The 26,001-nt window shown below is 71.6% G+C and carries 27 protein-coding genes; 10 read left to right on the top strand and 17 right to left on the bottom strand.

Annotated elements, in window-relative coordinates:
* Positions 1 to 69: 69 nt before the first annotated feature.
* From AB5J51_RS29955 to AB5J51_RS29940, 4 genes are all read right to left on the bottom strand, one after another.
* Positions 70 to 840: a sulfite exporter TauE/SafE family protein gene (locus AB5J51_RS29955; RefSeq protein WP_053791008.1), complete on the bottom strand. Its 771-nt coding sequence runs from the start codon at positions 838 to 840 to the stop codon at positions 70 to 72.
* Between the two features lie 112 nt (positions 841 to 952).
* Complete coding sequence (locus AB5J51_RS29950; protein WP_053791003.1) at positions 953 to 1,945, bottom strand: SPFH domain-containing protein; 993 nt, start codon at positions 1,943 to 1,945, stop codon at positions 953 to 955.
* A 93-nt stretch (positions 1,946 to 2,038) separates the two neighbouring features.
* The gene (locus AB5J51_RS29945) at positions 2,039 to 2,581 is read right to left on the bottom strand and encodes an NfeD family protein (RefSeq protein WP_369779073.1); all 543 of its coding nucleotides are present in this window, start codon (positions 2,579 to 2,581) and stop codon (positions 2,039 to 2,041) included.
* 107 nt (positions 2,582 to 2,688) lie between these two features.
* Complete coding sequence (locus tag AB5J51_RS29940; protein ID WP_136227123.1) at positions 2,689 to 3,489, bottom strand: ABC transporter ATP-binding protein; 801 nt, start codon at positions 3,487 to 3,489, stop codon at positions 2,689 to 2,691.
* Positions 3,490 to 3,634: 145 nt separating this feature from the next.
* Between AB5J51_RS29940 and AB5J51_RS29935 the strand changes: the two genes are divergently transcribed.
* Complete coding sequence (locus AB5J51_RS29935) at positions 3,635 to 4,417, top strand: hypothetical protein (protein WP_136227122.1); 783 nt, start codon at positions 3,635 to 3,637, stop codon at positions 4,415 to 4,417.
* A gap of 59 nt (positions 4,418 to 4,476) precedes the next feature.
* Here the strand turns inward: AB5J51_RS29935 and AB5J51_RS29930 are convergent, their stop codons facing one another.
* The 3 genes from AB5J51_RS29930 to AB5J51_RS29920 form a co-directional block, all read right to left on the bottom strand.
* The gene (locus tag AB5J51_RS29930) at positions 4,477 to 4,722 is read right to left on the bottom strand and encodes a chaplin (RefSeq protein ID WP_053791007.1); all 246 of its coding nucleotides are present in this window, start codon (positions 4,720 to 4,722) and stop codon (positions 4,477 to 4,479) included.
* 161 nt (positions 4,723 to 4,883) lie between these two features.
* Positions 4,884 to 5,525, bottom strand: coding sequence for a response regulator transcription factor (locus tag AB5J51_RS29925; RefSeq protein WP_053791000.1), 642 nt, complete (start codon positions 5,523 to 5,525; stop codon positions 4,884 to 4,886).
* Positions 5,518 to 6,648: a GAF domain-containing sensor histidine kinase gene (locus tag AB5J51_RS29920; protein ID WP_133899900.1), complete on the bottom strand. Its 1,131-nt coding sequence runs from the start codon at positions 6,646 to 6,648 to the stop codon at positions 5,518 to 5,520. Before AB5J51_RS29920 ends, AB5J51_RS29925 begins: the two co-directional genes overlap by 8 nt.
* Before the next feature lie 488 nt (positions 6,649 to 7,136).
* Between AB5J51_RS29920 and AB5J51_RS29915 the strand changes: the two genes are divergently transcribed.
* Positions 7,137 to 7,838, top strand: a complete 702-nt coding sequence (locus AB5J51_RS29915; protein ID WP_053790998.1) for a transglycosylase SLT domain-containing protein — start codon at positions 7,137 to 7,139, stop codon at positions 7,836 to 7,838.
* 114 nt (positions 7,839 to 7,952) lie between these two features.
* Here AB5J51_RS29915 and AB5J51_RS29910 read toward each other — a convergent pair whose 3' ends face one another.
* Entirely contained in the window at positions 7,953 to 10,514 is a 2,562-nt protein-coding gene (locus AB5J51_RS29910; RefSeq protein WP_369779072.1) for an FHA domain-containing protein, read from the bottom strand.
* 234 nt (positions 10,515 to 10,748) lie between these two features.
* Here AB5J51_RS29910 and AB5J51_RS29905 point away from each other — a divergent pair, with 234 nt between their 5' ends.
* Together AB5J51_RS29905 and serB are read left to right on the top strand one after the other, a co-directional pair.
* A complete protein-coding gene (locus AB5J51_RS29905; protein ID WP_369779071.1) occupies positions 10,749 to 12,275 on the top strand; it encodes a streptophobe family protein in 1,527 nt (508 codons plus the stop codon).
* Positions 12,276 to 12,494: 219 nt separating this feature from the next.
* Positions 12,495 to 13,694: a phosphoserine phosphatase SerB gene (serB, locus tag AB5J51_RS29900; protein WP_133898414.1), complete on the top strand. Its 1,200-nt coding sequence runs from the start codon at positions 12,495 to 12,497 to the stop codon at positions 13,692 to 13,694.
* 83 nt (positions 13,695 to 13,777) lie between these two features.
* On the opposite strand, the gene AB5J51_RS29895 is transcribed toward serB, so the two are convergent.
* The 4 genes from AB5J51_RS29895 to AB5J51_RS29880 all read right to left on the bottom strand — a co-directional run bounded on the left by AB5J51_RS29895 (position 13,778) and on the right by AB5J51_RS29880 (position 16,212).
* On the bottom strand, positions 13,778 to 14,299 hold the full coding sequence (locus AB5J51_RS29895) for a histidine phosphatase family protein (protein WP_133898413.1): 522 nt from the start codon (positions 14,297 to 14,299) through the stop codon (positions 13,778 to 13,780).
* Between the two features lie 125 nt (positions 14,300 to 14,424).
* Positions 14,425 to 14,640, bottom strand: a complete 216-nt coding sequence (locus tag AB5J51_RS29890) for a hypothetical protein (RefSeq protein WP_053790877.1) — start codon at positions 14,638 to 14,640, stop codon at positions 14,425 to 14,427.
* Between the two features lie 148 nt (positions 14,641 to 14,788).
* On the bottom strand, positions 14,789 to 14,908 hold the full coding sequence (locus tag AB5J51_RS29885) for an SGM_5486 family transporter-associated protein (RefSeq protein ID WP_267882186.1): 120 nt from the start codon (positions 14,906 to 14,908) through the stop codon (positions 14,789 to 14,791).
* A 5-nt stretch (positions 14,909 to 14,913) separates the two neighbouring features.
* Positions 14,914 to 16,212 carry a CynX/NimT family MFS transporter gene (locus AB5J51_RS29880; protein WP_369779070.1) on the bottom strand — a complete coding sequence of 433 codons (1,299 nt, stop codon included), beginning with the start codon at positions 16,210 to 16,212 and terminating at the stop codon, positions 14,914 to 14,916.
* 72 nt (positions 16,213 to 16,284) lie between these two features.
* On the opposite strand from AB5J51_RS29880, the gene AB5J51_RS29875 reads away from it, so the two are divergent.
* Positions 16,285 to 16,956: a FadR/GntR family transcriptional regulator gene (locus AB5J51_RS29875; RefSeq protein WP_369779069.1), complete on the top strand. Its 672-nt coding sequence runs from the start codon at positions 16,285 to 16,287 to the stop codon at positions 16,954 to 16,956.
* A gap of 60 nt (positions 16,957 to 17,016) precedes the next feature.
* On the opposite strand, the gene AB5J51_RS29870 is transcribed toward AB5J51_RS29875, so the two are convergent.
* The 3 genes from AB5J51_RS29870 to fabG all read right to left on the bottom strand — a co-directional run bounded on the left by AB5J51_RS29870 (position 17,017) and on the right by fabG (position 19,158).
* Positions 17,017 to 17,448 (bottom strand): hypothetical protein, encoded by a 432-nt coding sequence (locus tag AB5J51_RS29870; protein ID WP_078988124.1) that lies wholly within the window; start codon positions 17,446 to 17,448, stop codon positions 17,017 to 17,019.
* Positions 17,449 to 17,662: 214 nt separating this feature from the next.
* The gene (fabI, locus tag AB5J51_RS29865; protein ID WP_030300577.1) at positions 17,663 to 18,433 is read right to left on the bottom strand and encodes an enoyl-ACP reductase FabI; all 771 of its coding nucleotides are present in this window, start codon (positions 18,431 to 18,433) and stop codon (positions 17,663 to 17,665) included.
* Positions 18,434 to 18,438: 5 nt separating this feature from the next.
* The gene (fabG, locus tag AB5J51_RS29860) at positions 18,439 to 19,158 is read right to left on the bottom strand and encodes a 3-oxoacyl-[acyl-carrier-protein] reductase (protein ID WP_053790874.1); all 720 of its coding nucleotides are present in this window, start codon (positions 19,156 to 19,158) and stop codon (positions 18,439 to 18,441) included.
* 185 nt (positions 19,159 to 19,343) lie between these two features.
* On the opposite strand from fabG, the gene AB5J51_RS29855 reads away from it, so the two are divergent.
* Genes AB5J51_RS29855 through tyrS form a run of 3 tightly spaced genes read left to right on the top strand, consistent with a single transcriptional unit; the run spans position 19,344 to position 23,574 of the window.
* Positions 19,344 to 20,867, top strand: a complete 1,524-nt coding sequence (locus tag AB5J51_RS29855; protein ID WP_030300574.1) for a TldD/PmbA family protein — start codon at positions 19,344 to 19,346, stop codon at positions 20,865 to 20,867.
* Positions 20,864 to 22,252, top strand: a complete 1,389-nt coding sequence (locus tag AB5J51_RS29850; RefSeq protein ID WP_030300573.1) for a metallopeptidase TldD-related protein — start codon at positions 20,864 to 20,866, stop codon at positions 22,250 to 22,252. The genes AB5J51_RS29855 and AB5J51_RS29850 overlap by 4 nt, the downstream gene beginning before the upstream one ends.
* A gap of 56 nt (positions 22,253 to 22,308) precedes the next feature.
* Positions 22,309 to 23,574 carry a tyrosine--tRNA ligase gene (gene tyrS / locus AB5J51_RS29845; RefSeq protein ID WP_369779068.1) on the top strand — a complete coding sequence of 422 codons (1,266 nt, stop codon included), beginning with the start codon at positions 22,309 to 22,311 and terminating at the stop codon, positions 23,572 to 23,574.
* Positions 23,575 to 23,654: 80 nt separating this feature from the next.
* On the opposite strand, the gene AB5J51_RS29840 is transcribed toward tyrS, so the two are convergent.
* Positions 23,655 to 23,933, bottom strand: a complete 279-nt coding sequence (locus AB5J51_RS29840; protein WP_053790871.1) for a GlsB/YeaQ/YmgE family stress response membrane protein — start codon at positions 23,931 to 23,933, stop codon at positions 23,655 to 23,657.
* Between the two features lie 179 nt (positions 23,934 to 24,112).
* Here AB5J51_RS29840 and AB5J51_RS29835 point away from each other — a divergent pair, with 179 nt between their 5' ends.
* Positions 24,113 to 24,445, top strand: a complete 333-nt coding sequence (locus AB5J51_RS29835; protein ID WP_037636280.1) for a DUF3099 domain-containing protein — start codon at positions 24,113 to 24,115, stop codon at positions 24,443 to 24,445.
* Between the two features lie 146 nt (positions 24,446 to 24,591).
* Positions 24,592 to 24,858: a hypothetical protein gene (locus AB5J51_RS29830; RefSeq protein WP_053790870.1), complete on the top strand. Its 267-nt coding sequence runs from the start codon at positions 24,592 to 24,594 to the stop codon at positions 24,856 to 24,858.
* 36 nt (positions 24,859 to 24,894) lie between these two features.
* On the opposite strand, the gene moaA is transcribed toward AB5J51_RS29830, so the two are convergent.
* Positions 24,895 to 25,884 (bottom strand): GTP 3',8-cyclase MoaA, encoded by a 990-nt coding sequence (gene moaA, locus AB5J51_RS29825; RefSeq protein ID WP_136227117.1) that lies wholly within the window; start codon positions 25,882 to 25,884, stop codon positions 24,895 to 24,897.
* Between the last annotated feature and the right edge of the window lie 117 nt (positions 25,885 to 26,001).

Below are 26,001 nucleotides of genomic sequence, written 5' to 3'. Positions count from 1 at the left end.
TACGGCCGGTCCGGCTGGTTCCGCCGCATGATCGCCGGGGCGCTGGGCGGCGTAGAGGCGCTACGTCGCTCAGCGCAGCAGCAGCTGGACGATCGCGATGACGCCGACGGTCACGATGACCGCGCGGAGCACGGTCGGCGACAGCCGGCGGCCGACCTTGGCGCCGACCTGGCCGCCGAGGGTGGAGCCGACGGCGATCAGGAGCACGGCCGTCCAGTCGAAGTCCGCGACGAAGAGGAAGAAGACGGCCGCGATGCCGTTCACGAGGGCGGCGATGACGTTCTTGACTGCGTTGATGCGTTGCAGGTCCTCGTGGAGCAGCAGGCCCATCAGGCCGATGTAGAGCACGCCTTGCGCGGCGCCGAAGTAGCCCCCGTACGCGCTGGAGAGCAGCATTCCGGAGAGCAGGGCGGGGCCGCCGTCGGGGTGTCCGGTGTCTCCTCCGGCGGCTTCCTGGCGCTTGCGCAGGGCCGCGGCGAGCCGGGGCTGGAGGATGACGAGCACGAGGGCGAGTCCGATGAGGACGGGCACGATCGTGTCGAACGAGTCCGACGGCAGGGTGACGAGCAGGACGGCGCCCGCGAGTCCCCCGACGAGGGAGACGGCGCCGAGCCGGATGATGCGGCCGCGCTGGCCCTGGAGTTCCTTGCGGTAGCCGATGGCCCCGCTGATGGAACCGGGCACCAGGCCGAGGGTGTTGGACACGTTGGCGGTGACCGGCGGGAGTCCGGTGGCGAGCAGCACCGGGAAGGTGATGAGCGTGCCGGAGCCGACGATGGTGTTGATGGTGCCGGCGCCGATGCCGGCCGCGAACACCGCTGCTGATTCCCAGATGGACATGGACATGGACTGGGCCATCCCCTTTGCATGAGTGAGTCGCCTCCCCGCCATGAAGGTCGAGGGGCCTCACTGATCATGCAGGAGGGGATGCCGGTCCGCAGCGGTCGGGGGGTCAGTCGATCGGGGGCTGCTCGCGCCGGTCCGTGCCGTTCGCGCCGCTGCCGGCACCGGTCCCGTCGACTCCGGCGGGCTTGCCGGCGTTCTGCGGGTTGAAGCCGGAACCGCCGCCCATGGGGCCGAAATTGCCCATGGCTCCGGACAGGCCCTTGAGCGCGTCTCCGATCTCGCTGGGCACGATCCAGAGCTTGTTGGCGTCGCCTTCGGCGATCTTCGGGAGCATCTGGAGGTACTGGTAGGCGAGGAGCTTCTGGTCGGCGTCGCCGGCGTGGATGGACTCGAAGACCGTACGGATGGCCTGCGCCTCGCCCTCGGCGCGCAGGGCCGCGGCCTTGGCCTCACCCTCGGCGCGCAGGATGGAGGACTGCTTCTCGCCCTCGGCGCGCAGGATCTCGGACTGGCGGACACCTTCGGCCTGGAGGATCGCGGCGCGCTTGTCGCGGTCGGCGCGCATCTGCTTCTCCATCGAGTCCTGGATGGAGGTCGGCGGCTCGATCGCCTTGAGCTCGACGCGGTTGACGCGGATGCCCCACTTGCCGGTGGCCTCGTCGAGGACTCCGCGCAGGGCCGCGTTGATCTCCTCGCGGGAGGTCAGCGTCCGCTCGAGGTCCATGCCGCCGATGATGTTGCGCAGGGTGGTGACGGTGAGCTGCTCGATGGCCTGGATGTAGCTGGCGACCTCGTACGTCGCGGCGCGGGCGTCGGTCACCTGGTAGTAGATGACCGTGTCGATGTTGACGACCAGGTTGTCCTGGGTGATGACCGGCTGCGGCGGGAACGGCACGACCTGCTCGCGCAGGTCGATGCGGTTGCGGATCGAGTCGATGAACGGGACGACGATGTTGAGGCCCGCGTTGAGGGTGCGCGTGTAGCGGCCGAAGCGTTCGACGATGGCGGCGCTGGCCTGCGGGATCACCTGGATCGTCTTGACCAGTGCGATGAAGACCAGAACCACCAGAATGATCAGGACGATGATGATCGGTTGCATGCGGTTCCCCGTGCCCTTCCGGCTGTCTGTGCTGCCCCGTTGGGCGAGTCTCGCAGACCTCGCCGCCGCGGGTCGGCTCCTTGGCTCACAAGCTCACATCACGACCGCGGTGGCACCGTCGATCTCCACGACGTCCACCTGCTGGCCGGGTTCGAAGCTGCTGTCCGCGTCGAGGGTGCGGGCGGACCAGATCTCGCCGGCAAGTTTGATCCGGCCTCCGCTGCCGTCGACGCGTTCGAGGACGAGCGCGCTTCTGCCCTTCAACGCGTCGATTCCGGTGCGGTGTTGGGGCCGCTGCTCGCGGTGGTGGTTCGCGATCGAGCGGACGACGGCGATGAGCGCCACCGAGACGAGGACGAGCGCGCTTCTGCCCTTCAACGCGTCGATTCCGGTGCGGTGTTGGGGCCGCTGCTCGCGGTGGTGGTTCGCGATCGAGCGGACGACGGCGATGAGCGCCACCGAGACGATGACGAAGACCAGGACTTGGGCGACGACTCCCCCGCCGAACGCCGCCGTGACGGCGGCCGCGACCGCGCCGACGGCGAACATGCCGAACTCCGGCATCGCCGTCAGGACGAGCGGGATGCCCAGTCCGACCGCGCCGATGAGCCACCACAGCCACGCGTCGATGTCCACATGGTCATGGTAGGTCGGGCGGGCGCGGTCGGGACAGGGTGCGACCGTGCCCGTACCGGCGGTGCCTGCCCGGGCTCGGGCGGACGCCCCCGGCGCAGCGGGAGGTCCTAGCGCAGCGGGAGGCCCTGGGCGGTCCAGCGGTCGTGGTCGTTGCGCTCGACGACGAGCGGGAGGCCGAAGCAGAGGGACAGGTTGCGGGAGGTCAGCTCGAGTTCGATGGGGCCCGCGGTGACGACCTTGCCCTGGCGGATCATCAGGACGTGGGTGAAGCCGGGGGCGATCTCCTCGACGTGGTGCGTGACCATCGCCATGGACGGCGCGAGCGGGTCGCGGGCGAGGCGGCCGAGGCGGCGTACGAGGTCCTCGCGGCCGCCGAGGTCCAGACCCGCGGCGGGCTCGTCGAGAAGGAGCAGCTCGGGGTCGGTCATCAGGGCGCGGGCGATCAGGGTGCGCTTGCGCTCGCCCTCGGAGAGGGTGCCGAACTTCCGGTCGAGGTACTCCGTCATGCCGAGGCGGTCGAGGAAGGCGCGGGCGCGCTGCTCGTCGATCTCCTCGTACTCCTCCTGCCAGGTCGCCGTCATGCCGTACGCGGCGGTGAGGACGGTCTGCAGGACGGTCTGGCGCTTGGGGAGCTTGTCGGCGAGCGCGATGCCTGCGACGCCGATGCGCGGGCGCAGCTCGAAGACGTCGCTGCCGGGCTTGCCGAGGGTGCTGCCGAGGATGGTGGCGGAGCCCTTGGTGGGGAAGAGGTAGCTGGAGGCGAGGTTCAGCAGCGTGGTCTTGCCGGCGCCGTTGGGGCCGAGGATCACCCAGCGCTCGCCCTCCTTCACCGACCAGGAGACCTGGTCCACCAGAGCCCGGCCCTCGCGGACCACGGATACGTCCACCAGCTCCAGAACATCGCTCATGAGCGTGTTGTCTCCCCTTGCAGTCTCGGTTTCGTCTGTGCACCGGTAGGCGCAGCCCCAGGGGAAAACCTACGCCACTCGGCGAGGGGTCCGGGCGCCAGGTGGGCCGCGGGGCCGGATCCGGGATGATCCGTAAAGTGGGGGAATGCTTTTCGAACCACGTTCAGGGCGGCTGGCCGCCTGGGGGAACGCACTGCTGGCCGGACTGGTCTCGCCCGACGAGGCCGTGTTGTCGATCGTGGGCGAGGACGCCGTGCACCGGGTGGAGGGGCTGCCGGGCGAGTCGGGTCCGGTGGGCCTCACGCTGGCGCTCGGGCGGATGCGGGCGCTGGGGGTGACGGGGCTGCGGGTGGCGCTGCCGGCGCCGGGGCATCCGCTGGGGCTGAGCGGGCCGGCGGAGTTCAATGCGCGGGCGCTGGACGCCGAGGAGGCGGTGCTCGCGGTGGGCGCGGCGCTGGGTCTGGTGCCGGAGGTGGCGGAGGCCGGACCGGAGGGGGACCTGCACGTCTCGGTGACGTGGCACTGCCTGCCGGTCCGGGAGGCCCCGCCGGCGGACGTGCCGTCGCTCGGTGAGGCGGAGCGGGAGCTGGCGGAGGCGCTGCGCGAGGCGACGGTGGTGCTGACCCGGCTGGACGTGGCGGGGTCGGGGCCGGTGGCGGAGGCTGCGCTGTCGGCGTACCGGGCGCGGGCGGAGGCCGGGCGGGAGGTGCTGGCGCCGGGGTATCCGGCGCGGGCGGTGCGGGTGCTGTCGCTGGCGCAGCGGGTGGACCTGCTGGTGTCGCTGGCGTACGAGCACGGGCCGGGCGGTGCGGTGGCCGCCTCGGAGATGGCGGCGAGGGCGGAGGCGCTGCGTCCGGTGGAGCGGGTGGCCCGTCGGGCGCTGGTGGCGGCGTACAACTCGGCGGTGGAGGAGCGCGAGCGGGGCTGAACGCACCGCGGCCCCGCTTCCCGGGGAGAGGTGGGGGAAGCGGGGCCGGTGCAGGGGGGTCAGGCGTTGACGCCCGTGTTGCCCCAGGCGCCGTTCAGCAGGCCGATCACCGTGACGGTGTTGCCGACCACGTTCACCGGGACGTGGACGGGGGCCTGGATCAGGTTTCCGGAGACGACGCCGGGCGAGCCCGCGGCCTCGCCCTCGGCCGACGCGCCGCCGTGCGCCGAGGAGACGCCGGCGCCCGCGGCAAGGAGGCCGCCCGCGATCATGGTGACGGCAGTCGCCTTCTTGATGTTCTTCACGTTCTTCGTCCTCCAGTACGTCTGCCGCGGCCAGCCGCCGTGGCACGTCATGAAGAACGGTCATCCGACGAACGGGATACGCCATGTGGGCGACATCCACCCGACCGTATGAATTCGTGATCGGAGCTGGACGGTCCGTTTCCGTCCCGGTCCGGCCCGGTTCAGTCGGTGATCCCGTGCCTGACCGCCCACAACGCCGCCTGGGTGCGGTCTGCGAGGTCCAGCTTCATCAGGATGTTCGAGACGTGCGTCTTGACCGTCTTCTCGGACAGCACCAGCGCACGGGCGATCTCGCGGTTGGAGCGGCCGTCCGCGATGAGGGACAGGACCTCCCGCTCCCGCTCGGTCAGGGAGCCGCCGCGGCTCGAGGAGGGCTGTTCGTCCTGGGAGAGCAGGGCTTCGGCCACCTCCGGCTGGAGCAGCACGTGCCCGGCGTGGACGGAGCGGATCGCCCCGGCCAGGGCGTCGGGGTCGATGTCCTTGTAGACGTATCCGCAGGCGCCGCCCCGCAGGGCGGGCACGACCGTCCGCTGCTCGGTGAAGCTGGTGACGATCAGCACCCTCGCCGGGTTCGCCAGCGCGCGCAGCCTGCGCAGGGCCTCGATGCCGTCGGTGCCCGGCATCTTGATGTCCATCAGGATCACGTCGGGCCGCAGCTCCTCCGCGCGGGCCACGCCCTCCTCTCCGTCGGCGGCCTCCCCGACCACCTCGATGTCGTCCTGGACCTCCAGGAACGTGCGCAGGCCGCGGCGGACCACCTGGTGGTCGTCCACGAGCAGGACGCGGATGGGCGTGTCAGCCACCGGGGACCTCCATCTCGATCGTGGTGCCCGTACCGGGCTCCGAGTGCACGGTGAGGCGGCCGCCGACGCCGCTCGCCCGGTCCCGCATGGAGACGAGGCCGAGGTGGCGCCCGGCCGAGCGGATCGAGGAAGGGGAGAAGCCGCTTCCGTTGTCCGTGACGGTCAGGACGGCTCCCGCGGCCCGGCGGGCGAGGGTGACCTCGACGCGGTCGCCGCCCGAGTGCCGCAGGGCGTTGTGGAGGGCCTCCTGGGCGACCCGGAGCAGCGCCTCCTCCTGGGTCGCCGGCAGGGCCCGTACGCCGTCACAGGCGAAGGTGACGTGCGCGGTGTGGGCGCGGTCGAGTACGTGGACCTGGTCGCGGAGGGTGGCGACGAGGCCGTCCTCGTCGAGGGCGGCCGGGCGCAGCTCGGTCACGGCGGCGCGCAGCTCGTCGGCGGCCTCCGCGGCGAGGGCGGCGACCTGCTGGAGCTCGCCCTTGGCTCGGGCCGGGTCGCGGTCCACGAGGGCGGCGGCGGCCTGGGCGGTCAGGCGGAGCGAGAAGAGCTTCTGGGCCACGGCGTCGTGCAGCTCGTGGGCGAGGCGGGAGCGCTCCTCGGCGATGGTGAGCTCGCGGCTGCGCTCGTAGAGCCGTGCGTTGGTGAGGGCGATCGCCGCGTGCTGGGCGAGGAGGGCGAGGAGCTCCTCGTCCTCCTCGGTGAAGCCGCCCGGTCTGCGTTTGTTCGCGAGGAAAAGGGCGGCGAGGGTCTCCTCGCCGTCGCGGACGGGCTGTCCGAGGAAGTCGGACATCTCGGGGTGGGCGGTGGGCCAGCCCTCGAAGCGCGGGTCCTTGCGCACGTCGGCCAGCCGCTCGGGGCCGTCCTGGTGGAGCATCGCGGCCAGGATGCCGTGCTGGCGGGGCAGCGGGCCGATGCGGCGCCACTGCTCCTCGGTGATGCCGTCCACGACGAACTGGGCGAAGCCGCCGTGGTCGTCCGGGACGCCCAGGGCGGCGTACTCGGCGTCGAGCAGCTCGCGGGCCGAGACGACGATGGTGCGCAGGACGTCGCGGACCTCCAGGCGGCGGCTCATGGCGAGCAGCGCGGTGCTCACGGCGGCGAGGCCGCCGCGGGGTCCTCCGAACACGGGACTACCGGTCATGGGCTCACCGTACTAGCGGCTCTGACCTGCGGGATCGGGCTCAGGCCCTAGGGCTGGGGGCGGTGTGTCGTCCTCCTTGGGGAGGGGGTCGCCGGGGCCTTCTGGGCCTTGGGGATGAGGGGCGGCGGGGGTTTGTGGTCCTCAGGGTGGAGAATTCCGTTACACAACGCATTGCTTGAGCAACGCATGGTGAGACTGTTACGTGGCCGATGTGAGCCCGCGCATAGGACCCACGTCACTTACGAAGACGCCTAGTGGACGTGTGAAGACGTTGTAAGCACTGCTGCGCCTAGCGTGCGGCCCGGAATTCCGGGCTCGTCGGCGCCCCCTGATCCACTAAGCGGGATCGTACGTCACACCTTTGCCACAAGATTTTGCCGCCGCTAAGAATTGCTCCCGTCGCACAGCACCGCGGATCCCGGATCCGAACGGTGCTTGCCTGCGGCTCCCGCTATTCGAAGAGGTTGCTACGCATGTCCAAGACCAGCACCCCCGGCCAGATTCGTCGTCTGACGAAGGCGCACAAGATGTCCTTCGCCGCCGTTGCCACCATCGGCGCCGCCGCCCTGGCCGCCACCCTCGTCCCCGCCGGCACCGCCGACGCCGGTACGACCGTGGCCGCTGCCCCCGTGGCGTGGACCCAGGCCGTCGAGGGTGTCCAGGCCAAGACCGTGCAGCACCTTTCCATGCAGTCCAAGCTGGCCACGGACGCCGCGAAGCTCGAGGCCGCGGTGAAGGCCAAGGCCGCCGCCGCCGCGAAGGCGAAGGCCGACGCCGAGGCCGCAGCCAAGGCGAAGAAGGACCGCGAGGCGAAGGCGGCCGCCAGCCGCTCCACCGTCCGCAAGCCGGTCTACGCGAACAACCTTGACGGCTGGATCAAGGAGTCGCTGGCGATCATGAAGGCGCACAAGATTCCGGGCACGTACAACGGCCTGTACAAGAACATCATGCGCGAGTCGAGCGGCAACCCGCGGGCGATCAACAACTGGGACATCAACGCCCAGAACGGTGTGCCCTCGAAGGGTCTGCTCCAGGTCATCAAGCCGACCTTCCTCGCGTACCACGTCCCCGGCACCCCGCTGGACCAGTACCACCCGGTCGCCAACATCGTCGCCGCGGCCAACTACGCCGCCGACCGCTACGGCTCGATCGACAACGTCAACAGCGCCTACTGAGGGCCGCTGGCATAGCAACCCCAGCACCCCCATGCGCCTCAGGGCGGCACCCGGTATCCGGGTGCCGCCCTGAGGCGTTTCTCGTGGCGGGGAGGGTGCGCGCAGCGGTGCCGGCTAGTTGCGCATGACCTCGGGCTCGTGGCGGCGCAGCAGCTTCTGCACGGCGAAGCCGCAGGCGACGCCGATGAGCAGCAGGATCGTGATGTTCACGCCCCACTGTGCGATCGAGTGCTCCCACAGCGGGTCGGTGTTGGTCGGGTTCTGCTGGTCCCACGGCGGCATGAGCTTGCCGAGGTCGAGCGTGGTGCCGGCGGCGGCGACCGCCCAGCGCGACGGCATCAGCCAGGCGAACTGCTCCAGGCCGGGCGAGTCGTACACCTGGAACAGGATGCCGGTGAACACGACCTGGACGATCGCGAACATGACCAGCAGCGGCATGGTCTTCTCGGCGGTCTTCACCAGCGAGGAGATCACGAGGCCGAACATCATCGACGTGAAGCCGAGCGCGGTGACCGACAGGCACAGCTCGACGGCCGGCGGCATGAGCAGGCCCTCGGTGGGCAGGTCGCGCGGGGCGAAGCCGATGGCGCAGATGACAGCGCCCTGGATGGCCGTGATGAAGCCGAGGACGATCACCTTCGACATGAGGTACGCCGACCGGGACAGACCGGTGGCGCGCTCGCGCTCGTAGATGACCCGTTCCTTGATCAGCTCACGGACCGAGTTCGCGGCGCCCGAGAAGCACATGCCGACGCAGAGGATCAGCATGATCGTGCCGGCGTCGCCGTTGAACCGGGACGGCGGCTTCGGCGGCGCGAGGCCGAACGTCGCGGGGATGACCGTGGAGACCACGCCCAGGACCGCGGGCAGGATCAGCATGAGGGCCATGAAGCCCTTGTCGGACGCGATCACCGAGACGTACCGGCGGATCAGGGTCCACAGCTGGTCGCCCCAGCCCTGCGCCTTCGGCGGCATCATCTGCTGCATCGGCGGCATCGCGACCTGCTGCGGGGCGACCGAGTCGAGATCGGCGGCGTACAGCTGGTAGTGCTGCGAGCCCTTCCAGCGGCCGGCCCAGTCGTAGTCGCGGTAGTTCTCGAAGGCCGAGAAGACGTCCGCCCACGTGGTGTAGCCGAAGAAGTTCAGCGCCTCGTCCGGCGGGCCGAAGTACGCGACCGAACCGCCCGGAGCCATGACCAGCAGCTTGTCGCACAGCGACAGCTCGGCCACCGAGTGGGTGACGACCAGGACCGTGCGGCCGTCGTCGGCGAGGCCGCGCAGCAGCTGCATGACGTCGCGGTCCATGCCCGGGTCGAGGCCGGAGGTGGGCTCGTCCAAGAAGATCAGAGACGGCTTGGTGAGCAGCTCCAGCGCCACGGACACGCGCTTGCGCTGACCGCCCGAGAGCGCGGTGATCTTCTTGTCCTTGTGGATGTCGAGCTTGAGCTCGCGCAGGACCTCGTCGATGCGGGCGGCGCGCTCGGACTCGGCGGTGTCGCCGGGGAAGCGGAGCTTGGCCGCGTACTTGAGGGCCGTGCTGACCTTCAGCTCCTTGTGCAGGATGTCGTCCTGCGGGACCAGGCCGATGCGCTGGCGGAGCTCCGCGAACTGCTTGTACAGGTTGCGGTTGTCGTAGAGGACGTCGCCCTCGTTGGCGGGCCGGTAGCCGGTCAGCGCCTTGAGCAGCGTGGACTTTCCGGAGCCGGAGGGGCCGATGACGCCGATGAGCGACTTCTCCGGGACGCCGAAGGTGACGTCCTTGAGGATCTGCTTGCCTCCGTCGACCGTCACCGTGAGGTGGCGGGCCGAGAAGGAGACGTCACCGGTGTCGACGAACTCCTCGAGCCGGTCGCCGACGATCCGGAACGTCGAGTGGCCGACGCCGACGATGTCGTTCGGGCCGAGCAGCGCGGTGCCGGACTTGGGCAGCGGCTGGCCGTTGACGTAGGTGCCGTTGTGGCTGCCGAGGTCGTGGATCTCGAAACGGCCGCCCGTGGAGCGGAACTCCGCGTGGAGGCGCGAGACCTGGAGGTCCGAGACGACGAGCTCGTTCTCCAGCGCACGGCCGATCCGCATGACGCGGCCGACGGCGATCTGGTGGAACGTCGTCGGGCTGCGGTCACCGCCGTACGCGGGTGCGGCGCCCTGCGCGGGCACGCCCGCGCCGCCGCCCTGCTGCTGCTGCGGGAAGTGCGGCTGCTGCGGCTGCTGGTGGGCGGCCGCCTGCTGCGGCTGCTGCTGCCAGGCCTGCTGCTGCGCCTGGGCAGGCGCCTGGTACGCGGGGGCGGCCTGCTGGGCCGGGGCCTGGTAGGCCGGAGCGGCCTGCTGGGCCGGGGCCTGGTAGGCCGGGGCCGCCTGCTGCGGTACGGCCTGCTGCGGCGCTGCGGCTGCGCTCAGATTCAGCCGCGGGCCGTCGGTGGCGTTGCCCAGGTGGACCGGCGTGCCCGGCACGAGCTCGGTCTGCTGGACCCGCGCGCCGTGCACGTAGGTGCCGTTGGTGCTGCCGTGGTCCTCGATGCCCCAACCCCGGCCGTTCCAGGCGATGGTGGCGTGCCGCCACGACACCCGGGCGTCATCGATCACCACGTCTCCCTGGGGGTCACGCCCCAGCGAGTACGACCTGGACGGATCGAGCGTCCAGGTCCTTCCATTCAATTCCAGTACGAGTTCCGGCACTCCAGCCCCACTTAGGTCCCCCGAGAATCCCCCTGGCGTCAGGGAGTCCGACGTCAGGGAGTCTAGGGATGGCGAACATCCGGGGGAACTATTTCAGGCCTGGGGCCACATGTGGAATCGGGGCCTTCCCGGGGCGTCTACGCCTGCCCGTTGACGGGGTCGAAAGTCACCCGGAGAGTGAGATACGGGACTTCTCGACCCACCGCATACGCTCGACACGCATCGGGGGCACGCATGCGCCGCATTCGCTGGGGAGACGTGGTCCTCTCGGGCATCGCCGCCACCGGCTGGGCCTTCGTCGTGATGGCCGGGGTCGCCGCGCTGGGGCTCCATCTGCTCGGCGCCGACACCACGGGAGGCTCGCTCGGGGCGATGACGGCCGCCGTGGTGGTCCTCGCGATCGGCGGGACGGTGACCCCGTCGTGGGACGTGTCGGTCCTCGGGGTCACCGGCCCGGGTGCGCAGACCTCACTGGACGTCATGCCGCTCGGGGTGGGGCTGGCCGGGGCGCTGGTCCTCGCCCGGATCTTCCTGCGCTCGGTGCGGACCGGGGCGGGGACGGGTGAACTCGCAGCCCGCACGGCCTCGGTGGCGGTGCTGTTCGTCGCCGCGGCGGCCGGGCTGGCCCGGGCCGGGCACGACGTGGTCACCCTGGACGGGCCGCAGCTGCCGAGGACCCCGCCGCAGGTGGTGGTCCCCGGGATCGGCGACATCGGCGGGCTGCTCCCGGACCGCATCGGGGACCTGATCGACGCCGAGGCCCGGGTGGGGTTCTCGGTGGAGTCGGGTCCGACGCTGCTGGGCGCGGCGGTGTGGGTGCTGGCCGTACTGGCGGTGGCACTGCTGGCTTCGCGGCGCGGCCCGGCGGCGTTCGCGCGGCTGCGGCCCGCGGTGTCGGCGCTCGTGGTGGCGTTGCTGATGGCGGTGGCGGCGGGGCTCGCCGCGGCGGTGTGGGCGGCGCTGGGGGACGAGCATCCGCGGCGGGTGCTGGGTACCGCACTGCTGGGGGCGCCCAACGGGGCCTGGACGGGGATGCTGCTGGGGATGTTCGTGCCGGTCGACGGGCGGGCCACGGGCGCGCCGGGCCGGCTGCTGCCGGATCCGCTGGACGATCTGCTAGGCGGCTCGGCGCACGAGCCGGTGACGGTGGCCCGGCTCGCGGAGTACGACGGTCGGGCCTGGCTGCTGGTTGCGGGGGTGGGGCTGCTGCTGCTCGGCGCCGGAGTGCTGGCCGCCGTACGGACTCCGGCCCGCGGGATCCCGGGGTGCGCGGTGCGGCTGTCAGCCGTGACCGGGGTGGTGCTGGCGGTGCTGGTGTGGCTGACGGGGGTGTCGGTCGGGGGTCCCCCCGCCCTGGCAGGGGGAGGCTCGCTATCGGTGCTCGGCATCGACGCGGTGGGCGCCGGGGTGGAGCTGCGGGGCGAGGCGCCGTACGCGCTGCTGCTCGGGGCGGCCTGGGGCGCGGCGGCGGGCGGGGCGGGGGCGCTGCTGGCGCGGCGCCGGCGCCCGCTGCGGCCGGTCCCGGCGCCGCCGGGGGCCGGGCCCGATGCGCCGACGGCCCCGTACCGGCCGCCGCCGGGGCGGCCGTACCCGTACGCGAGCCCCGGGCAGAACCCGTACCCCGACCCGTACGCCGAGCCCGACGGCTCCTGGGACGTCACGATCACCCGGCTGCCCCGCAGGCCCTCCGGGCGCCCGGCTCCGCACCACCGCCCGCCGTTCACCCCGCCCCCGCCGCCACCGCTCGGGCCCCCGGACTGAGGCGCCGGGAAAAGGGACGGGCCGTACCAAATCGAACACGGTCGGCCGGCCGACCGCCCCGAGGGCCCCTGACACCTGCCCGTCGGTTTCCGTTCACCCCGCCGCCGTCCCCCGGGCGCCCGTACCGGGCAGCGCCGGGGAGCACTCCGCCGGAGAATGGTTCCGGCAGGTGGGACGGGGGTCCAAGCACGGAGAGCGGGAAGATACGGTGAGGGCACCATGAGCGCTTCGCAGACCTCCGACGTCCCCACCCTCCTCGTCAAGATCTTCGGCAAGGACCGTCCCGGGATCACCGCCGGGCTGTTCGACACCCTCGCCGCCTACTCCGTCGACGTCGTCGACATCGAGCAGGTCGTCACCCGTGGCCGCATCGTCCTGTGCGCCCTCGTCACCAAGCCCGCCGCCGGCACCGAGGGCGAGCTGCGGGCCACCGTCCACAGCTGGGCCGAGTCGCTCAAGATGCAGGCCGAGATCCTCTCCGGTACCGGTGACAACCGGCCGCGCGGCAGCGGCCGTTCGCACGTCACCGTGCTCGGGCACCCGCTGACGGCCGAGTCCACGGCCGCCATCGCCTCGCGGATAACCGCGACCGGAGGCAACATCGACCGCATCTTCCGGCTCGCCAAGTACCCCGTGACGGCCGTCGAGTTCGCCGTGTCCGGCTGCGAGACCGAGCCGCTGCGCACGGCCCTGGCCACCGCCGCCGCGCACATCGGCGTCGACGTGGCCGTGGTCTCGGCCGGCCTGCACCGCCGGGCCCAGCGCCTGGTCGTCATGGACGTGGACTCGACCCTGATCCAGGACGAGGTCATCGAGCTGTTCGCCGCGCACGCCGGCTGCGAGGCCGAGGTCGCCGAGGTGACCGAGCGGGCCATGCGCGGCGAGCTGGACTTCGAACAGTCGCTGCACGCCCGGGTGAAGCTGCTGGCCGGGCTGGACGCCTCCGTCGTGGACAAGGTCCGCTCCGAGGTGCGGCTCACGCCGGGCGCCCGGACCCTGATCCGCACCCTCAAGCAGCTCGGCTACCAGGTCGGCGTGGTCTCGGGCGGGTTCACCCAGGTCACGGACGATCTGCAGGAGCGGCTGGGGCTGGACTTCGCCTCGGCCAACACCCTCGAGATCGTCGACGGGAAGCTGACCGGCCGGGTCACCGGCGAGATCGTGGACCGGGCGGGCAAGGCCCGGCTGCTGCGCCGCTTCGCCGCGGAGGCAGGTGTACCGCTGGCCCAGACGGTGGCCATCGGCGACGGCGCCAACGACCTGGACATGCTGAACGCGGCCGGGCTGGGCGTGGCCTTCAACGCCAAGCCGGTGGTCCGCGAGGCCGCGCACACGGCGGTGAACGTGCCGTTCCTGGACGCGGTCCTGTACCTGCTCGGGATCACCCGCGAAGAGGTCGAGGCCGCGGGTCTGACCTGAGCCGCCTCCGTAGTACGAGGACGGGCCCCGGCGCGGATCGATCCGCGCCGGGGCCCGTTCACATCGGGCGTACGTACGGGTGCTCAGTGGTCCTCGGGGGTCCAGAAGTCCAGCAGCGTGCCCACCCCGGGCTCCACGGACTTCCAGGAGCCGGTGAAGGAGACGACGGCGAACGCGGCGGTCGGGAACCCGGTCCGGGTCATCCGGGCCAGGGTGTCGCCCTCCGCGCGGCCGGCGAGGGCGTCGGCGAGGGCGTGCATGCCCGGGTTGTGGCCGATGACGAGGAGGTCCTTGACCTCGTCGGAGGTCTCGTTCAGCAGGGCGATGAGCTCGCCCGGAGAGGCGTCGTACAGCCGCTCCTCGTACGAGGTCCGCGGCCGGTGCGGCATCTCCTGGACGGCGAGCTTCCACGTCTCACGGGTGCGGGCGGCGGTGGAGCAGAGGGCCAGGTCGAAGGCGATGCCGGTCTCGGCCAGCTTCAGCCCGGCGGCCGGTGCGTCCTTGCGGCCTCGTTCCGCCAGCGGGCGCTCGTGGTCGGGCACCTCGGGCCAGTCGGCCTTGGCGTGCCGGAGGAGGACGATCCTGCGGGGTGTGTCGGCGCTCATGGCTCCCAGCTTCGCACGGATCGGGCCATGGGGCGCAGGGTGTTGAGGGGCTGCGCCCCGGGCGCGGGGCGGCTCCCGGCGCACGCCGGCGCGGGCGCCGCGCGGCCCCTCGGGGCGCACCCCGGTCAGCCGACGGCGCGCAGGAGCTGTTGGGTGACCTGGAGGAGCGCGGAGGCCTCGCCGGAGGCGGCGTGGGCCTCGGCGGAGCCGGCGAGGAGCAGCAGCAGGAGGCCGAAGGCGAGCGCGGGCAGGGCCAGCGCCCACCAGTGCAGCCGGGCGCTCGCGCCGTGGACCCGGGGACCGGGGCCGGGGACGTGCGGGGGAATCGTGGGGGCCGACATGGCCGCCTCCGTGGGTGCGCGGGTGGGACTGGCTCGCTCTCCTCGAATCTATGGATCCGAAGGCGCGGGGCCCATCCGGGGCACACCCCACTCGACCCTGAACCTGTCCCCCTAAGGGTTGGTGGGGTTAACCCCACCACCGGCCCCGTCAGGGGGAGACGACGGTCGCGATGACGGAGATGATCACGGTCACGACGAGCATGGCGCCGAGCACCATGCCGAGCTTCTTGTGGCTGTTCTGCGGGTTCGGTTCGAGTACGGGCGACATGCCGCTCAGTCTCGCATGCCGCATTCGTCCTCGATCGTGCGGTCCCGGCCCGCCAGGATGCCCAGCGCGATCTGCGGGACCAGCAGGCCCGCCATGAGGGTGAGGGGCAGGTCCCAGCCGCCGCTGTGCTGGTAGAGCGTGCCGATGAGGAGCGGTCCGGGGATGGAGATGAGGTAGCCGATGCTCTGGGCGAAGGCGGACAGCTTGACGACGCCGGCCGGGGACTTGGCGCGCAGCCCGATCAGCGTGATGACGAGCGGGAAGGCGCAGTTGGAGACGCCGAGCAGGAGTGCCCAGGCCCAGGCGCCGGCGGCGGGGGCGAAGTGGAGCCCGCTGTACCCGACGAGGCCGAAGACGCCGAGGGCGGCGGCGATGGCCCCCTGGTTCTTCATCCGGCCGGCCAGGTTCGGGATGACGAACGCGAGCGGGACGCCCATGACCATGGTGACGGCGAGCAGGACGCCGGCGGTGCCCGCGGAGACCCCGGCGTCGCGGAAGATCTGCGGGAGCCAGCCCATGGTGATGTACGCGCCGGTGGCCTGGAGGCCGAAGTAGCAGGCCAGGGCCCAGGCGGTCCGGCTGCGGACGATCTTCGGGCCCGTGTCCGCCCGTACGTGCGCGGCCGGCTCGGCGGCGGCCCGCTTCTCCCGCCGGGCGGCCGCCGCGACGGGCAGCCAGGGCACCACCGCGGCCACCGCGAGGACGGCCCACACGAGCAGGCCCGTACGCCAGCTGCCGCCGAGGGCGGAGGTCATGGGGACGGTCGCGGCGGCGGCGAGCGAGGTGCCGACGGCCAGGGCCATGGAGTACAGGCCGGTCATGGTGCCGACGCGGTCCGGGAACCAGCGCTTGACGATGACGGGGAGCAGCACGTTGGTCAGGGCTATGCCGGCCAGGGACAGGGCGCTGGCGGCGAGGAAGCCGGCGGCGGCGTGGGTGAAGGGCCGGATCAGCAGGCCGGCCGCGACGGCGGCCATGCCGGCGCAGACGACGGCGGCCGGGCCGAAGCGGCGGGAGAGCCGGGGCGCGGTGACGCCGAAGACGGCGAAGCAGAGGGCGGGGACGGAGGTGATCAGTCCGGCGACGGTGCCGCTCATGCCGAGGCCGGTGCGGACCTCCTCGAAGAGGGCGCCGAGGCTGGTGATGGCGGGCCGCAGGTCGAGGGCGGCCAGCACGATGCCGACGATGAGGACCGGGCCGAGCCAGGCGGGTTCGGGGCGCGCCGGAGCGGCGGGGCGGGCCTGTGCGGGTACCGTGCGCGTGCCGTGGGGCCGGTCGATGGTCTGGATTTCTTCGTCGGGCATTACACCATCATAGAATCATGGGATGATTGGTTGTCACCCCCCAGTCCGGACCTCCGAGAGGACCCCGCCCGTATGCCGCTGACCTCGCCCCGTCGATCCGCGCTGGTCGACCAGGTGATCGCCCAGCTCAGGAACCAGATCACGTCCGGCGAATGGCCCGTCGGATCCCGCATCCCCACCGAGCCGGAGCTGGTGGAGCTGCTGGGCGTCGCCCGGAACACCGTCCGGGAGGCCGTCCGGGCCTTGGCGCACAACGGACTGCTGGACATCCGGCAGGGCTCGGGCACGTACGTGATCGCCACCAGCGAGCTCGCCGGGGTGATGCACCGCCGCTTCGCGGGCGCCGACCCGCGGCACATCGCGGAGCTCCGCTCGACGCTGGAGTCCTCCGCGGCCCGGCTGGCGGCGGAGCGGCGGACCGAGCGGGACCTCGTACAGCTGGACGCGCTGCTGGCGCGGCGCGAGGAGGCATGGGCGAGCGGGGACGCGGAGCGGTTCGTGGCGGCGGACGTGGCGCTGCACATGGCGGTGGTGGCGGCCTCGCACAACGAGGTGCTCATCGAGCTGTACGCGGACCTCGGCGACCTGGTGGCGGACTGGCTGCGCACGGACGTCGGCACGGAGCTGGATCCGGCGTCTCACCTGGACCACGCGCGGCTGATCGAGGCGATCCGGCGCGGGGACGGGGACGCGGCGGCGTCGGAGGCGGCGGGCTACCCGTTCGCGTGCCTCGGCCGGAAGTAGCACGGCCGGGGCGGCCGGGTCCGAGGGCGGGCCGATGGCTTCGCGAACCGGCCCGCAGGGTCACGGCCGCTGGTGCGTGACCCAGGCCGAGCGGACTTCCTTCCAGCAGCGGCCGACGAGCTCGATGCGGCCGGCCGGCCCGACGGCCACGGCGGCGCTGTCCGAGTCCAGGTCCCACCACCGGTCGCATTCCACGTGCAGCCGGAGCAGGTCGGTCTCCGGATAACCGTTGTGGCAGGTCGCCCTCACCTGCGAGCCGTCGATCAGGGTGTCGCAGTCGGCGCCGTACAGCTCATGGGCCGCGGGCGGCTGCGGCCGTGCGGGCGGCTCTGCGGGAATCTCGTCGAGGTCCACGACGGCGGGGGCCGCCGCCTCGGGCCCGGGGGCCGGGTCTCCCCCCTCGGGCTGCGCGAAGGCTCCCGGGATCAGGAGGCCCGTCAGGACCACCGAGGTGACCAGCAGCGATACCGCTCGGCTCCGCCTCCCACGCATGGCCACACCTCCTCCCCGCCGGAGCCGGGAAGATCCCGACCCGGTCAGTTTGCAGGCATCTGTCCCGGTTTTCGACTCGGGAAGATCCGGTCGGAGGGCGGAAATCTGATCGAGCGCCCGGCCGGAATCCCGTCCCCACCGGCACGTACGGCGGCGGCCGCGCCCCCCGGAAGGGAGACGCGGCCGCCGCCGTACGGATGTACGAGTGCCTCGCTCAGGCACCCATCGCGTGCAGGCCGCCGTCCACGTGGACGATCTCGCCGGTGGTCTTCGGGAACCAGTCCGACAGCAGGGCGACGATGGCCTTGCCGGTCGGCTCCGGGTCGCTCATGTCCCACTCCAGCATCGAGCGGGAGTTCCAGACGTCCGCCAGGTCCGAGAAGCCCGGGATGGACTTCGCGGCCATCGAGCCGAGCGGGCCGGCCGAGACCAGGTTGCAGCGGATGTTCTCCTTGCCCAGGTCGCGGGCGAGGTAGCGGCTGGTGGCCTCCAGCGCGGCCTTGGCCGGGCCCATCCAGTCGTACTGCGGCCAGGCGAACTGCGCGTCGAAGGTGAGGCCGACGACGGCCGCGCCCTCCGCCGGGAACAGCGGCTTGCAGGCCATCGTCAGCGACTTCAGCGAGAACGCCGAGACGTGCATGGCGGTCGCGACCGACTCGAACGGGGTGTTCAGGAAGTTGCCGCCGAGGGCGTCCTGCGGCGCGAAGCCGATGGAGTGCAGGACACCGTCGAGGCCGCCGAGCTCGTCGCGGACGAGGCCCTCCAGGCGGGCCAGGTGCTCGTCGTTGGTGACGTCGAGCTCGATCACCTTGACCGGCTTGGGCAGCTTCTTGGCGATGCGCTCGGTCAGCGTCGGGCGCGGCCACGCGGTGAGGATGACCTCGGCGCCCTGTTCCTGGGCCAGCCTGGCGGCGTGGAAGGCGATGGACGACTCCATCAGCACCCCGGTGATGAGGATGCGCTTGCCGTCGAGAATTCCGCTCATGGTGATCAGTGACCCATGCCCAATCCGCCGTCAACGGGAATGACGGCTCCTGTGATGTACGCGGCGTCGTCGGACGCCAGGAAGCTCACGGCTGCCGCGATCTCCTCGGGCTGCGCGTAGCGGCCCAGGGGCACCTGGCCCACGATGCCCGCACGCTGCTCGTCGGTGAGCACCTTCGTCATGTCGGTGTCCACGAAACCGGGGGCCACGACGTTGAAGGTGATGTTGCGGGAGCCGAGCTCACGGGCGAGCGAGCGGGCGAAGCCGACCAGCGCGGCCTTGGAGGCTGCGTAGTTGGCCTGGCCCGCCGAGCCCAGCAGCCCGACGACCGAGGAGATCAGGACGACGCGGCCCTTCTTGGCACGGAGCATGCCACGGTTCGCGCGCTTGACCACACGGAAGGTGCCGGTGAGGTTGGTGTCGACGACGGAGGCGAAGTCCTCCTCGGACATGCGCATCAGCAGCGTGTCCTTGGTGATGCCGGCGTTGGCCACCAGCACCTCGACCGCGCCGTGCGCGTCCTCGATCTCCTTGTAGGCCTGCTCCACCTGGTCGGAGTCGGTGATGTCGCAGCGGACCGCCAGTACGCCGAGCGCGGTGAGCTCCTGTGGCGGCTCACCCGACCGGTACGTGATCGCGACCTTGTCGCCGGCCTGCGCGAAGGCTCGGGCGATGGCGAGGCCGATGCCCCGGTTTCCTCCGGTGACGAGAACCGAGCGGCTCAACGGATCACCCTTTCGACTAGCGGTCTGATTACCAAAAACCTATAGGTCCGGCCGCCCGTGCGCAGAATCGATCTCCGACAGGGCCTCGGTACGGGGTCTGTCGAGTCCCTACAGAAAGATGTAGGCACAAGCGCCCCGAGCGCGACATGATCGAGGCGACCTGCCCCGACTCCGGGAGGACTTCCGTGCCCCATTCCATCGACGCGGCCTTCACCGCGCTGCCCCTTCGGGCGCTCGCCGACGCGGCGCTCGCCCGGGCCCGCGCGCTGGGCTGCGACCATGCCGACTTCCGGCTCGAGCGGATCCGCAACGCCTCGTGGCGGCTGCGGGACGCCAAGCCCTCCGGCGGCTCCGACACCACCGACCTCGGGTACGCGGTCCGCGTGGTGCACGGCGGCAGCTGGGGGTTCGCCTCCGGTGTGGACCTGACCATGGACGGCGCCGCCAAGGTGGCCTCGCAGGCCGTGGCCATGGCGAAGCTGTCCGCCCAGGTCATCAAGGCCGCCGGTTCCGACGAGCGGGTCGAGCTCGCGGACGAGCCGGTGCACGCCGACAAGACGTGGATCTCCGCGTACGACGTGAACCCCTTCGAGGTGCCGGACGCGGAGAAGGCGGCCCTGCTCGCCGACTGGAGCTCACGGCTGCTGGCCGCCGACGGGGTGGCGCACGTCGACGCCTCGCTGCTCGCCGTGCACGAGAACAAGTTCTACGCCGACACCGCCGGCACCATGACCACGCAGCAGCGCGTGCGGATCCACCCGCAGCTCACCGCCGTCGCCGTGGACGCCACCACCGGCGAGTTCGACTCGATGCGCACCATCGCCCCGCCGGCCGGGCGCGGCTGGGAATACCTGACCGGCACCGGCTGGGACTGGGATGCCGAGCTGGAGCAGATCCCCGTACTGCTCGCCGAGAAGATGCGGGCGCCGAGCGTCGAGGCCGGGCGCTACGACCTGGTCGTGGACCCGTCGAACCTGTGGCTCACCATCCACGAGTCCATCGGCCACGCCACCGAGCTCGACCGGGCGCTGGGCTACGAGGCGGCGTACGCGGGGACCTCCTTCGCGACGTTCGACCAGCTCGGCACGCTCAAGTACGGCTCCTCGATCATGAACGTGACCGGTGACCGCACCGCCGAGCACGGGCTCGCCACCGTCGGCTTCGACGACGAGGGCGTCCAGGCCCAGAGCTGGGACCTGGTCAAGGACGGCACCCTGGTCGGCTACCAGCTGGACCGGCGGATCGCGAAGCTCACCGACCTGGGCCGCTCCAACGGCTGCGCCTTCGCCGACTCCCCCGGGCACGTGCCCGTCCAGCGGATGGCGAACGTCTCGCTCAAGCCGGATCCGGGCGGGCTGTCCACCGAGGACCTGATCGGCGGGGTGGAGCGCGGCATCTACGTCGTCGGCGACCGCTCCTGGTCGATCGACATGCAGCGCTACAACTTCCAGTTCACCGGGCAGCGGTTCTTCCGGATCGAGAACGGCAGGCTGGCCGGGCAGCTGCGCGACGTCGCCTACCAGGCCACGACCACCGATTTCTGGGGCTCTATGGAGAAGGTCGGCGGGCCGCAGACGTATGTGCTGGGCGGCGCCTTCAACTGCGGCAAGGCCCAGCCGGGCCAGGTCGCGGCGGTCTCGCACGGCTGCCCGTCCGCGCTGTTCCGCGACGTGAACATCCTGAACACCACGCAGGAGGCCGGCCGATGAGCCGTACGAGTCCCCACGAGATCGTCGAGCGCGCGCTGGAGCTGTCCACCGCCGACGGCTGCGTCGTCATCGCCGACGAGGAGTCGACGGCCAATCTGCGCTGGGCGGGCAACGCGCTCACCACCAACGGCGTCACCCGCGGCCGGACCCTGACGGTCATCGCGACGGTCGACGGCAAGGAGGGCACGGCCTCGGGGGTCGTGTCGCGCTCCGCCGTGACCACCGCGGACCTGGAGCCGCTGGTCCGGGCCGCCGAGGCCGCCGCACGGGGCGCGGGCCCGGCGGAGGACGCCCAGCCGCTGGTCACCGGCACCCCGTCCTCGCCGGACTTCACCGACGCCCCGGCCGAGACGAGCTCGGCGGTGTTCGCGGACTTCGCCCCGGCCCTGGGCGAGGCCTTCGCCCGGGCCCGCGCGGGCGGCCGGGAGCTGTACGGCTTCGCCAACCACGAGCTGGTCTCCACGTACGTCGGCACCTCGACCGGGCTGCGGCTGCGCCACGACCAGCCGAACGGGACCCTGGAGCTCAATGCGAAGTCCCCGGACCGGCAGCGCTCGGCCTGGGCCGGCCGCTCCACCCGGGACTTCAAGGACGTGGACCCGACCGTGCTGGACGCGGAGCTGGCCGTCCGCCTGGGCTGGGCGGAGCGGCGCTTCGACCTGCCCGCCGGCCGGTACGAGACCCTGCTGCCGCCGACGGCCGTGGCCGACCTGCTGATCTACCAGATGTGGTCCGCGGCGGCCCGGGACGCGGTGGAGGGCCGGACGGTCTTCTCCAAGCCCGGCGGCGGCACCCGGCTCGGCGAGAAGCTGTCCGAGCTGCCGCTGACGCTGCGCAGCGACCCGAACGCGCCGGGCCTGGAGTCCGCGCCGTTCGTGATCGCGCACAGCTCGGGCGACGACGCCTCGGTCTTCGACAACGGCCTGCCGGTCCCGGCGACCGAGTGGATCCGCGACGGGCAGCTGGCCCGGCTGACCACGACCCGGCACAGCGCGGCCATGACCGGGATGCCGGTCTCGCCCGGCTTCGGGAACCTGATCCTCGACGGCGGCGGAGACAAGTCGCTGGAGGAGATGGTGGCGGCCACCGAGCGGGGCCTGCTGCTGACCTGCCTCTGGTACATCCGCGAGGTCGACCCGGCGACGCTGCTGCTCACGGGTCTGACCCGGGACGGCGTGTACCTGGTGGAGAACGGCCAGGTCGTCGGCGAGGTGAACAACTTCCGGTTCAACGAGTCGCCGGTGGACCTGCTGTCGCGGGCTTCGGAGGCGGGCCGGACCGAGAAGACCCTGCCGCGCGAGTGGAGCGACTGGTTCACCCGGGCCGCGATGCCCGCGCTGCGGATCCCGGATTTCAACATGAGCTCGGTCAGCAAGGGCGTCTGATCCACCTAGACTGAATCCTTGGCGCGACGCAAACCATTCGAAGGAGTCGAGAAACCGTGACGGACATCGTCGACGAGTTGAAGTGGCGCGGGCTGTTCGCCCTGTCCACCGACGAAGAAGCGCTGCGCAAGGCGTTCGCGGACGGTCCGGTCACCTTCTATTGCGGCTTCGACCCGACGGCTGCCTCGCTGCACGTGGGACACCTCGTACAGGTGCTGACCGTACGCCGGCTCCAGCAGGCCGGGCACCGGCCGCTGGCGCTGGTCGGCGGGGCCACCGGGCAGATCGGCGACCCGCGGCCGACCGCCGAGCGGACGCTGAACGACCCGGAGACCGTCGCCAACTGGGTGGGCCGGCTGCGCGCCCAGATCGAGCCGTACCTGTCCTTCGAGGGCGAGAACGCGGCGGTCATGGTGAACAACCTGGACTGGACGGCGGGCCTGTCCGCCATCGAGTTCCTCAGGGACATCGGCAAGCACTTCCGCGTCAACAAGATGCTGACGAAGGACTCGGTCGCCAGGCGGCTGGAGTCCGACCAGGGCATCAGCTACACCGAGTTCAGCTACCAGCTGCTCCAGGGCATGGACTTCCTGGAGCTGTACCGGCGCTACGGCTGCACCCTGCAGCAGGGCGGGTCCGACCAGTGGGGCAACCTGACGGCCGGTCTCGACCTGATCCACCGCCTGGAGCCGCACGCGCAGGTGCACGCGCTGGCGACCCCGCTGATGGTCAAGGCGGACGGCACCAAGTTCGGCAAGACCGAGGGCGGGGCCGTCTGGCTGGACCCGGAGATGACCACCCCGTACGCGTTCTACCAGTTCTGGCTGAACGTGGACGACCGGGACATCTCCACCTACATGCGGATCCTCTCCTTCAAGTCCCGCGAGGAGCTGGCGGAGCTCGAGGCGCAGACGGCCGAGCGGCCGCAGGCGCGCGCCGCCCAGAAGGCACTGGCGCAGGAGCTGACCGCCCTGGTGCACGGCGCCGACCAGTGCGCGGCCGTGATCGCCGCGTCGAAGGCGCTGTTCGGCCAGGGCGAGCTGGCGGACCTGGACGAGGCCACGCTGGCCGCGGCCCTGTCCGAGCTGCCGCACGCGAAGGTCGCCGAGGCCGGCCTGGTGGTCGACCTGTTCGCGGAGACCGGGCTGGTGGCGAGCAAGTCGGCCGGCCGCCGGACCGTGAAGGAGGGCGGTGCCTACGTGAACAACGCGAAGGTCACCGCCGAGGACGCGGTCCCCGCCAAGGAGGACCTGCTGCACGGGCGCTGGCTGGTGCTGCGCCGCGGCAAGAAGAACCTGGCGGCGGTCGAGGTCACGGGCTGACGCCCGGGGCCTGACACCCGAGCGCGGCGGAGGGGCCGGTGCGGACACCACGTCCGGCCGGCCCCTCCGTCGTGCCGCCCTCAGGTCATCTGCTTGCTGCCGCCCTTGAGCGATTTGTAGACCATTTCACCGAGAGCCACGATCAGCACCGCTCCGGCAAGTTGCAGCAGGTGGCGGGTCCAGTCGATGCCCTTGGTCTCCCCGACGCCGATCCACACCGCGACGGCGTTGCCGAGGACGGCGCCGGCGATGCCGAACAGGGTGGTCAGCCAGAGGGGCTGATGCTGCTTGCCCGGCAGGACGGCGCGGGCTATGAGGCCCAGCACGAAACCGACGATGATCGCCCACAACCATGACATGTCGAGCCTCCTCGTGGCGCGTTGTGCGCATGTGGGCCCAGTCTCAACCCGTCCGGCGTACTGCGCATTTCGGACGGCCCCGTTCGGGGGACACCCCCTCTCCTCGCCACGGGACCGGCGGCGTACGGTGGGAGGATCCGGACCGGGGAGTGTCCGGCCGGCGGATCGGGCGGTGGAGCGTGGAGCGGAAGAAGCGGAACGGGGCCGAGGTCTTCCGGATCACCGGAGCCCGGATGGGCCTCGACGAGGACGTACGGGGACGGCAGCGCCGGTACGTCATCTCGATGTCGATCAGGACTCTGTCGGTCCTGGCGACGGTGATCCTGTGGAACGTGGAACGTCATGTGGCGATCGTGACGCTCATCGCGGGCGCGCTGCTGCCGTACGTGGCCGTGGTCATCGCCAACGCGGGGCGCGAATCGACCCCCTCGCTGCCCTCGCACTTCATCCCGTCACCTGTGCGTCCGGCACTGAACACGGGAAACCTCAATAAAAGCTCAGATCAATCATGAAGTTCCGGTGCACCGCACCGGGTCCTGCGTGACATACTGCCTACGCGCTCCGCATCCCCCGTCGGAGCGACGGACCGACGCCGGGCAGCTCCCCCCGTGGCTGCTCGGCGTCGCCTTTCCGTGACAGGGGTTTGTAGGGTTGAGGCGTGAACTCCCCTGACTCCCCCGAATCCGCCGGCTCCACGCCTTCCGTGGACGCGCCCACCTGTTCGGCCAAGGGCTGCCGCGACGCGGCCGTCTGGGTCCTGGCGTGGAACAACCCGAAGCTGCACACCCCGGAGCGCCGCAAGACCTGGCTGGCGTGCGGGGAACACCGCGAACACCTCTCCCAGTTCCTGGGGGTCCGCGGTTTCCTCAAGGACGTCGTGAAGCTCGACGAGTGGGTCCAGCCGGAGGGCTCTGAGCGGCTCTGACCGCCCGGGCGCCTCGAGGCGCCCGGGCCGGGGCCCTCAGCCGCCGATCGCGGACATCGGGCGGTCGGGCTGCAGGAAGGACGGGTCGTCGAGACCGGACCCGGCCTTCTTGCCCCACATCGCCACCTTCCACAGGCGGGCGATCTCCTCGTCCGGGGCGCCGGAGCGCAGGGCTGCGCGCAGGTCCGACTCCTCGGTGGCGAAGAGGCACGTACGGACCTGGCCGTCGGCGGTGAGCCGGGTGCGGTCGCAGGCGCTGCAGAAGGGCCTGGTCACCGAGGCGATCACGCCGACGGTGGCCGGGCCGCCGTCGACCAGCCAGCGCTCGGCCGGGGCGGAGCCGCGCTCCTCGGCGCCTTCCTCGGTGAGCGCGAAGCGGGTGCGCAGCGACGCGAGGATGTCCCCGGCGGTGATCATGCCGTCGCGCTTCCAGCCGTGCTGGGCGTCGAGCGGCATCTGCTCGATGAAGCGGAGCTCGTACTCGTTCTCCACGGCCCAGGCGAGCAGGTCGGGGGCCTCGTCGTCGTTCAGGCCGGGCATCAGGACGGCGTTGACCTTGACGGGGGTCAGACCGGCCTCGCGGGCGGCGGCCATGCCGTCGAGGACGTCGCGGTGCCGGTCACGCCGGGTGAGGGTCTTGAAGACCTCGGGCCGCAGGGTGTCCAGCGAAACGTTCACGCGGTCCAGGCCGGCGGCCTTGAGCGCCTGTGCGGTGCGCTTGAGGCCGATGCCGTTGGTGGTCAGGGACATCTTGGGGCGGGGCTCCAGGGCCGCGCACTGCTCGACGATCCCGACCAGGCCGGGGCGGAGCAGCGGCTCGCCGCCGGTGAAGCGGACCTCGGTGATCCCGAGCTGCGTGACGGCGATCCGGATCAGCCGGACGATCTCGTCGTCGCTCAGCAGGTCCGATTTCCCGAGCCACTGCAGACCCTCCTCGGGCATGCAGTACGTGCACCGCAGGTTGCACCGGTCGGTGAGTGAGACGCGCAGGTCAGTGGCCACGCGGCCATAAGTGTCGAGAAGCATTCAGGCCCCCTCCCCTGTCCGGTTCGTAGAGGTTCGCGCCACCTCGGAGAAACGCCTGGCGCCGTAATCGAGCCTACGCGACGCGTGTGCGGCGTAGGGATGCCCAAATGAACGAGA

Origin of the sequence: Streptomyces sp. R33 (assembly GCF_041200175.1) — a bacterium.
GTDB classification, from domain to species: domain Bacteria; phylum Actinomycetota; class Actinomycetes; order Streptomycetales; family Streptomycetaceae; genus Streptomyces; species Streptomyces katrae_B.
The sequence above is the reverse complement of the archived record's forward strand: the minus strand, read 5'-3'. Positions and strand labels throughout refer to the sequence as shown.

Coding starts and splice junctions, on each gene's coding strand:
- AB5J51_RS29950 (WP_053791003.1), bottom strand. CDS start 1,945: ATGCAACCGATCATCATCGTCCTGATCATTCTGGTGGTTCTGGTCTTC.
- AB5J51_RS29905 (WP_369779071.1), top strand. CDS start 10,749: ATGCGCCGCATTCGCTGGGGAGACGTGGTCCTCTCGGGCATCGCCGCC.
- AB5J51_RS29915 (WP_053790998.1), top strand. CDS start 7,137: ATGTCCAAGACCAGCACCCCCGGCCAGATTCGTCGTCTGACGAAGGCG.
- moaA (WP_136227117.1), bottom strand. CDS start 25,884: ATGCTTCTCGACACTTATGGCCGCGTGGCCACTGACCTGCGCGTCTCA.
- AB5J51_RS29895 (WP_133898413.1), bottom strand. CDS start 14,299: ATGAGCGCCGACACACCCCGCAGGATCGTCCTCCTCCGGCACGCCAAG.
- AB5J51_RS29850 (WP_030300573.1), top strand. CDS start 20,864: ATGAGCCGTACGAGTCCCCACGAGATCGTCGAGCGCGCGCTGGAGCTG.
- AB5J51_RS29955 (WP_053791008.1), bottom strand. CDS start 840: ATGTCCATCTGGGAATCAGCAGCGGTGTTCGCGGCCGGCATCGGCGCC.
- AB5J51_RS29840 (WP_053790871.1), bottom strand. CDS start 23,933: ATGTCATGGTTGTGGGCGATCATCGTCGGTTTCGTGCTGGGCCTCATA.
- AB5J51_RS29880 (WP_369779070.1), bottom strand. CDS start 16,212: ATGCCCGACGAAGAAATCCAGACCATCGACCGGCCCCACGGCACGCGC.
- serB (WP_133898414.1), top strand. CDS start 12,495: ATGAGCGCTTCGCAGACCTCCGACGTCCCCACCCTCCTCGTCAAGATC.
- AB5J51_RS29870 (WP_078988124.1), bottom strand. CDS start 17,448: ATGCGTGGGAGGCGGAGCCGAGCGGTATCGCTGCTGGTCACCTCGGTG.
- AB5J51_RS29935 (WP_136227122.1), top strand. CDS start 3,635: ATGCTTTTCGAACCACGTTCAGGGCGGCTGGCCGCCTGGGGGAACGCA.
- AB5J51_RS29940 (WP_136227123.1), bottom strand. CDS start 3,489: ATGAGCGATGTTCTGGAGCTGGTGGACGTATCCGTGGTCCGCGAGGGC.
- AB5J51_RS29890 (WP_053790877.1), bottom strand. CDS start 14,640: ATGTCGGCCCCCACGATTCCCCCGCACGTCCCCGGCCCCGGTCCCCGG.
- fabI (WP_030300577.1), bottom strand. CDS start 18,433: ATGAGCGGAATTCTCGACGGCAAGCGCATCCTCATCACCGGGGTGCTG.
- AB5J51_RS29885 (WP_267882186.1), bottom strand. CDS start 14,908: ATGTCGCCCGTACTCGAACCGAACCCGCAGAACAGCCACAAGAAGCTC.
- AB5J51_RS29875 (WP_369779069.1), top strand. CDS start 16,285: ATGCCGCTGACCTCGCCCCGTCGATCCGCGCTGGTCGACCAGGTGATC.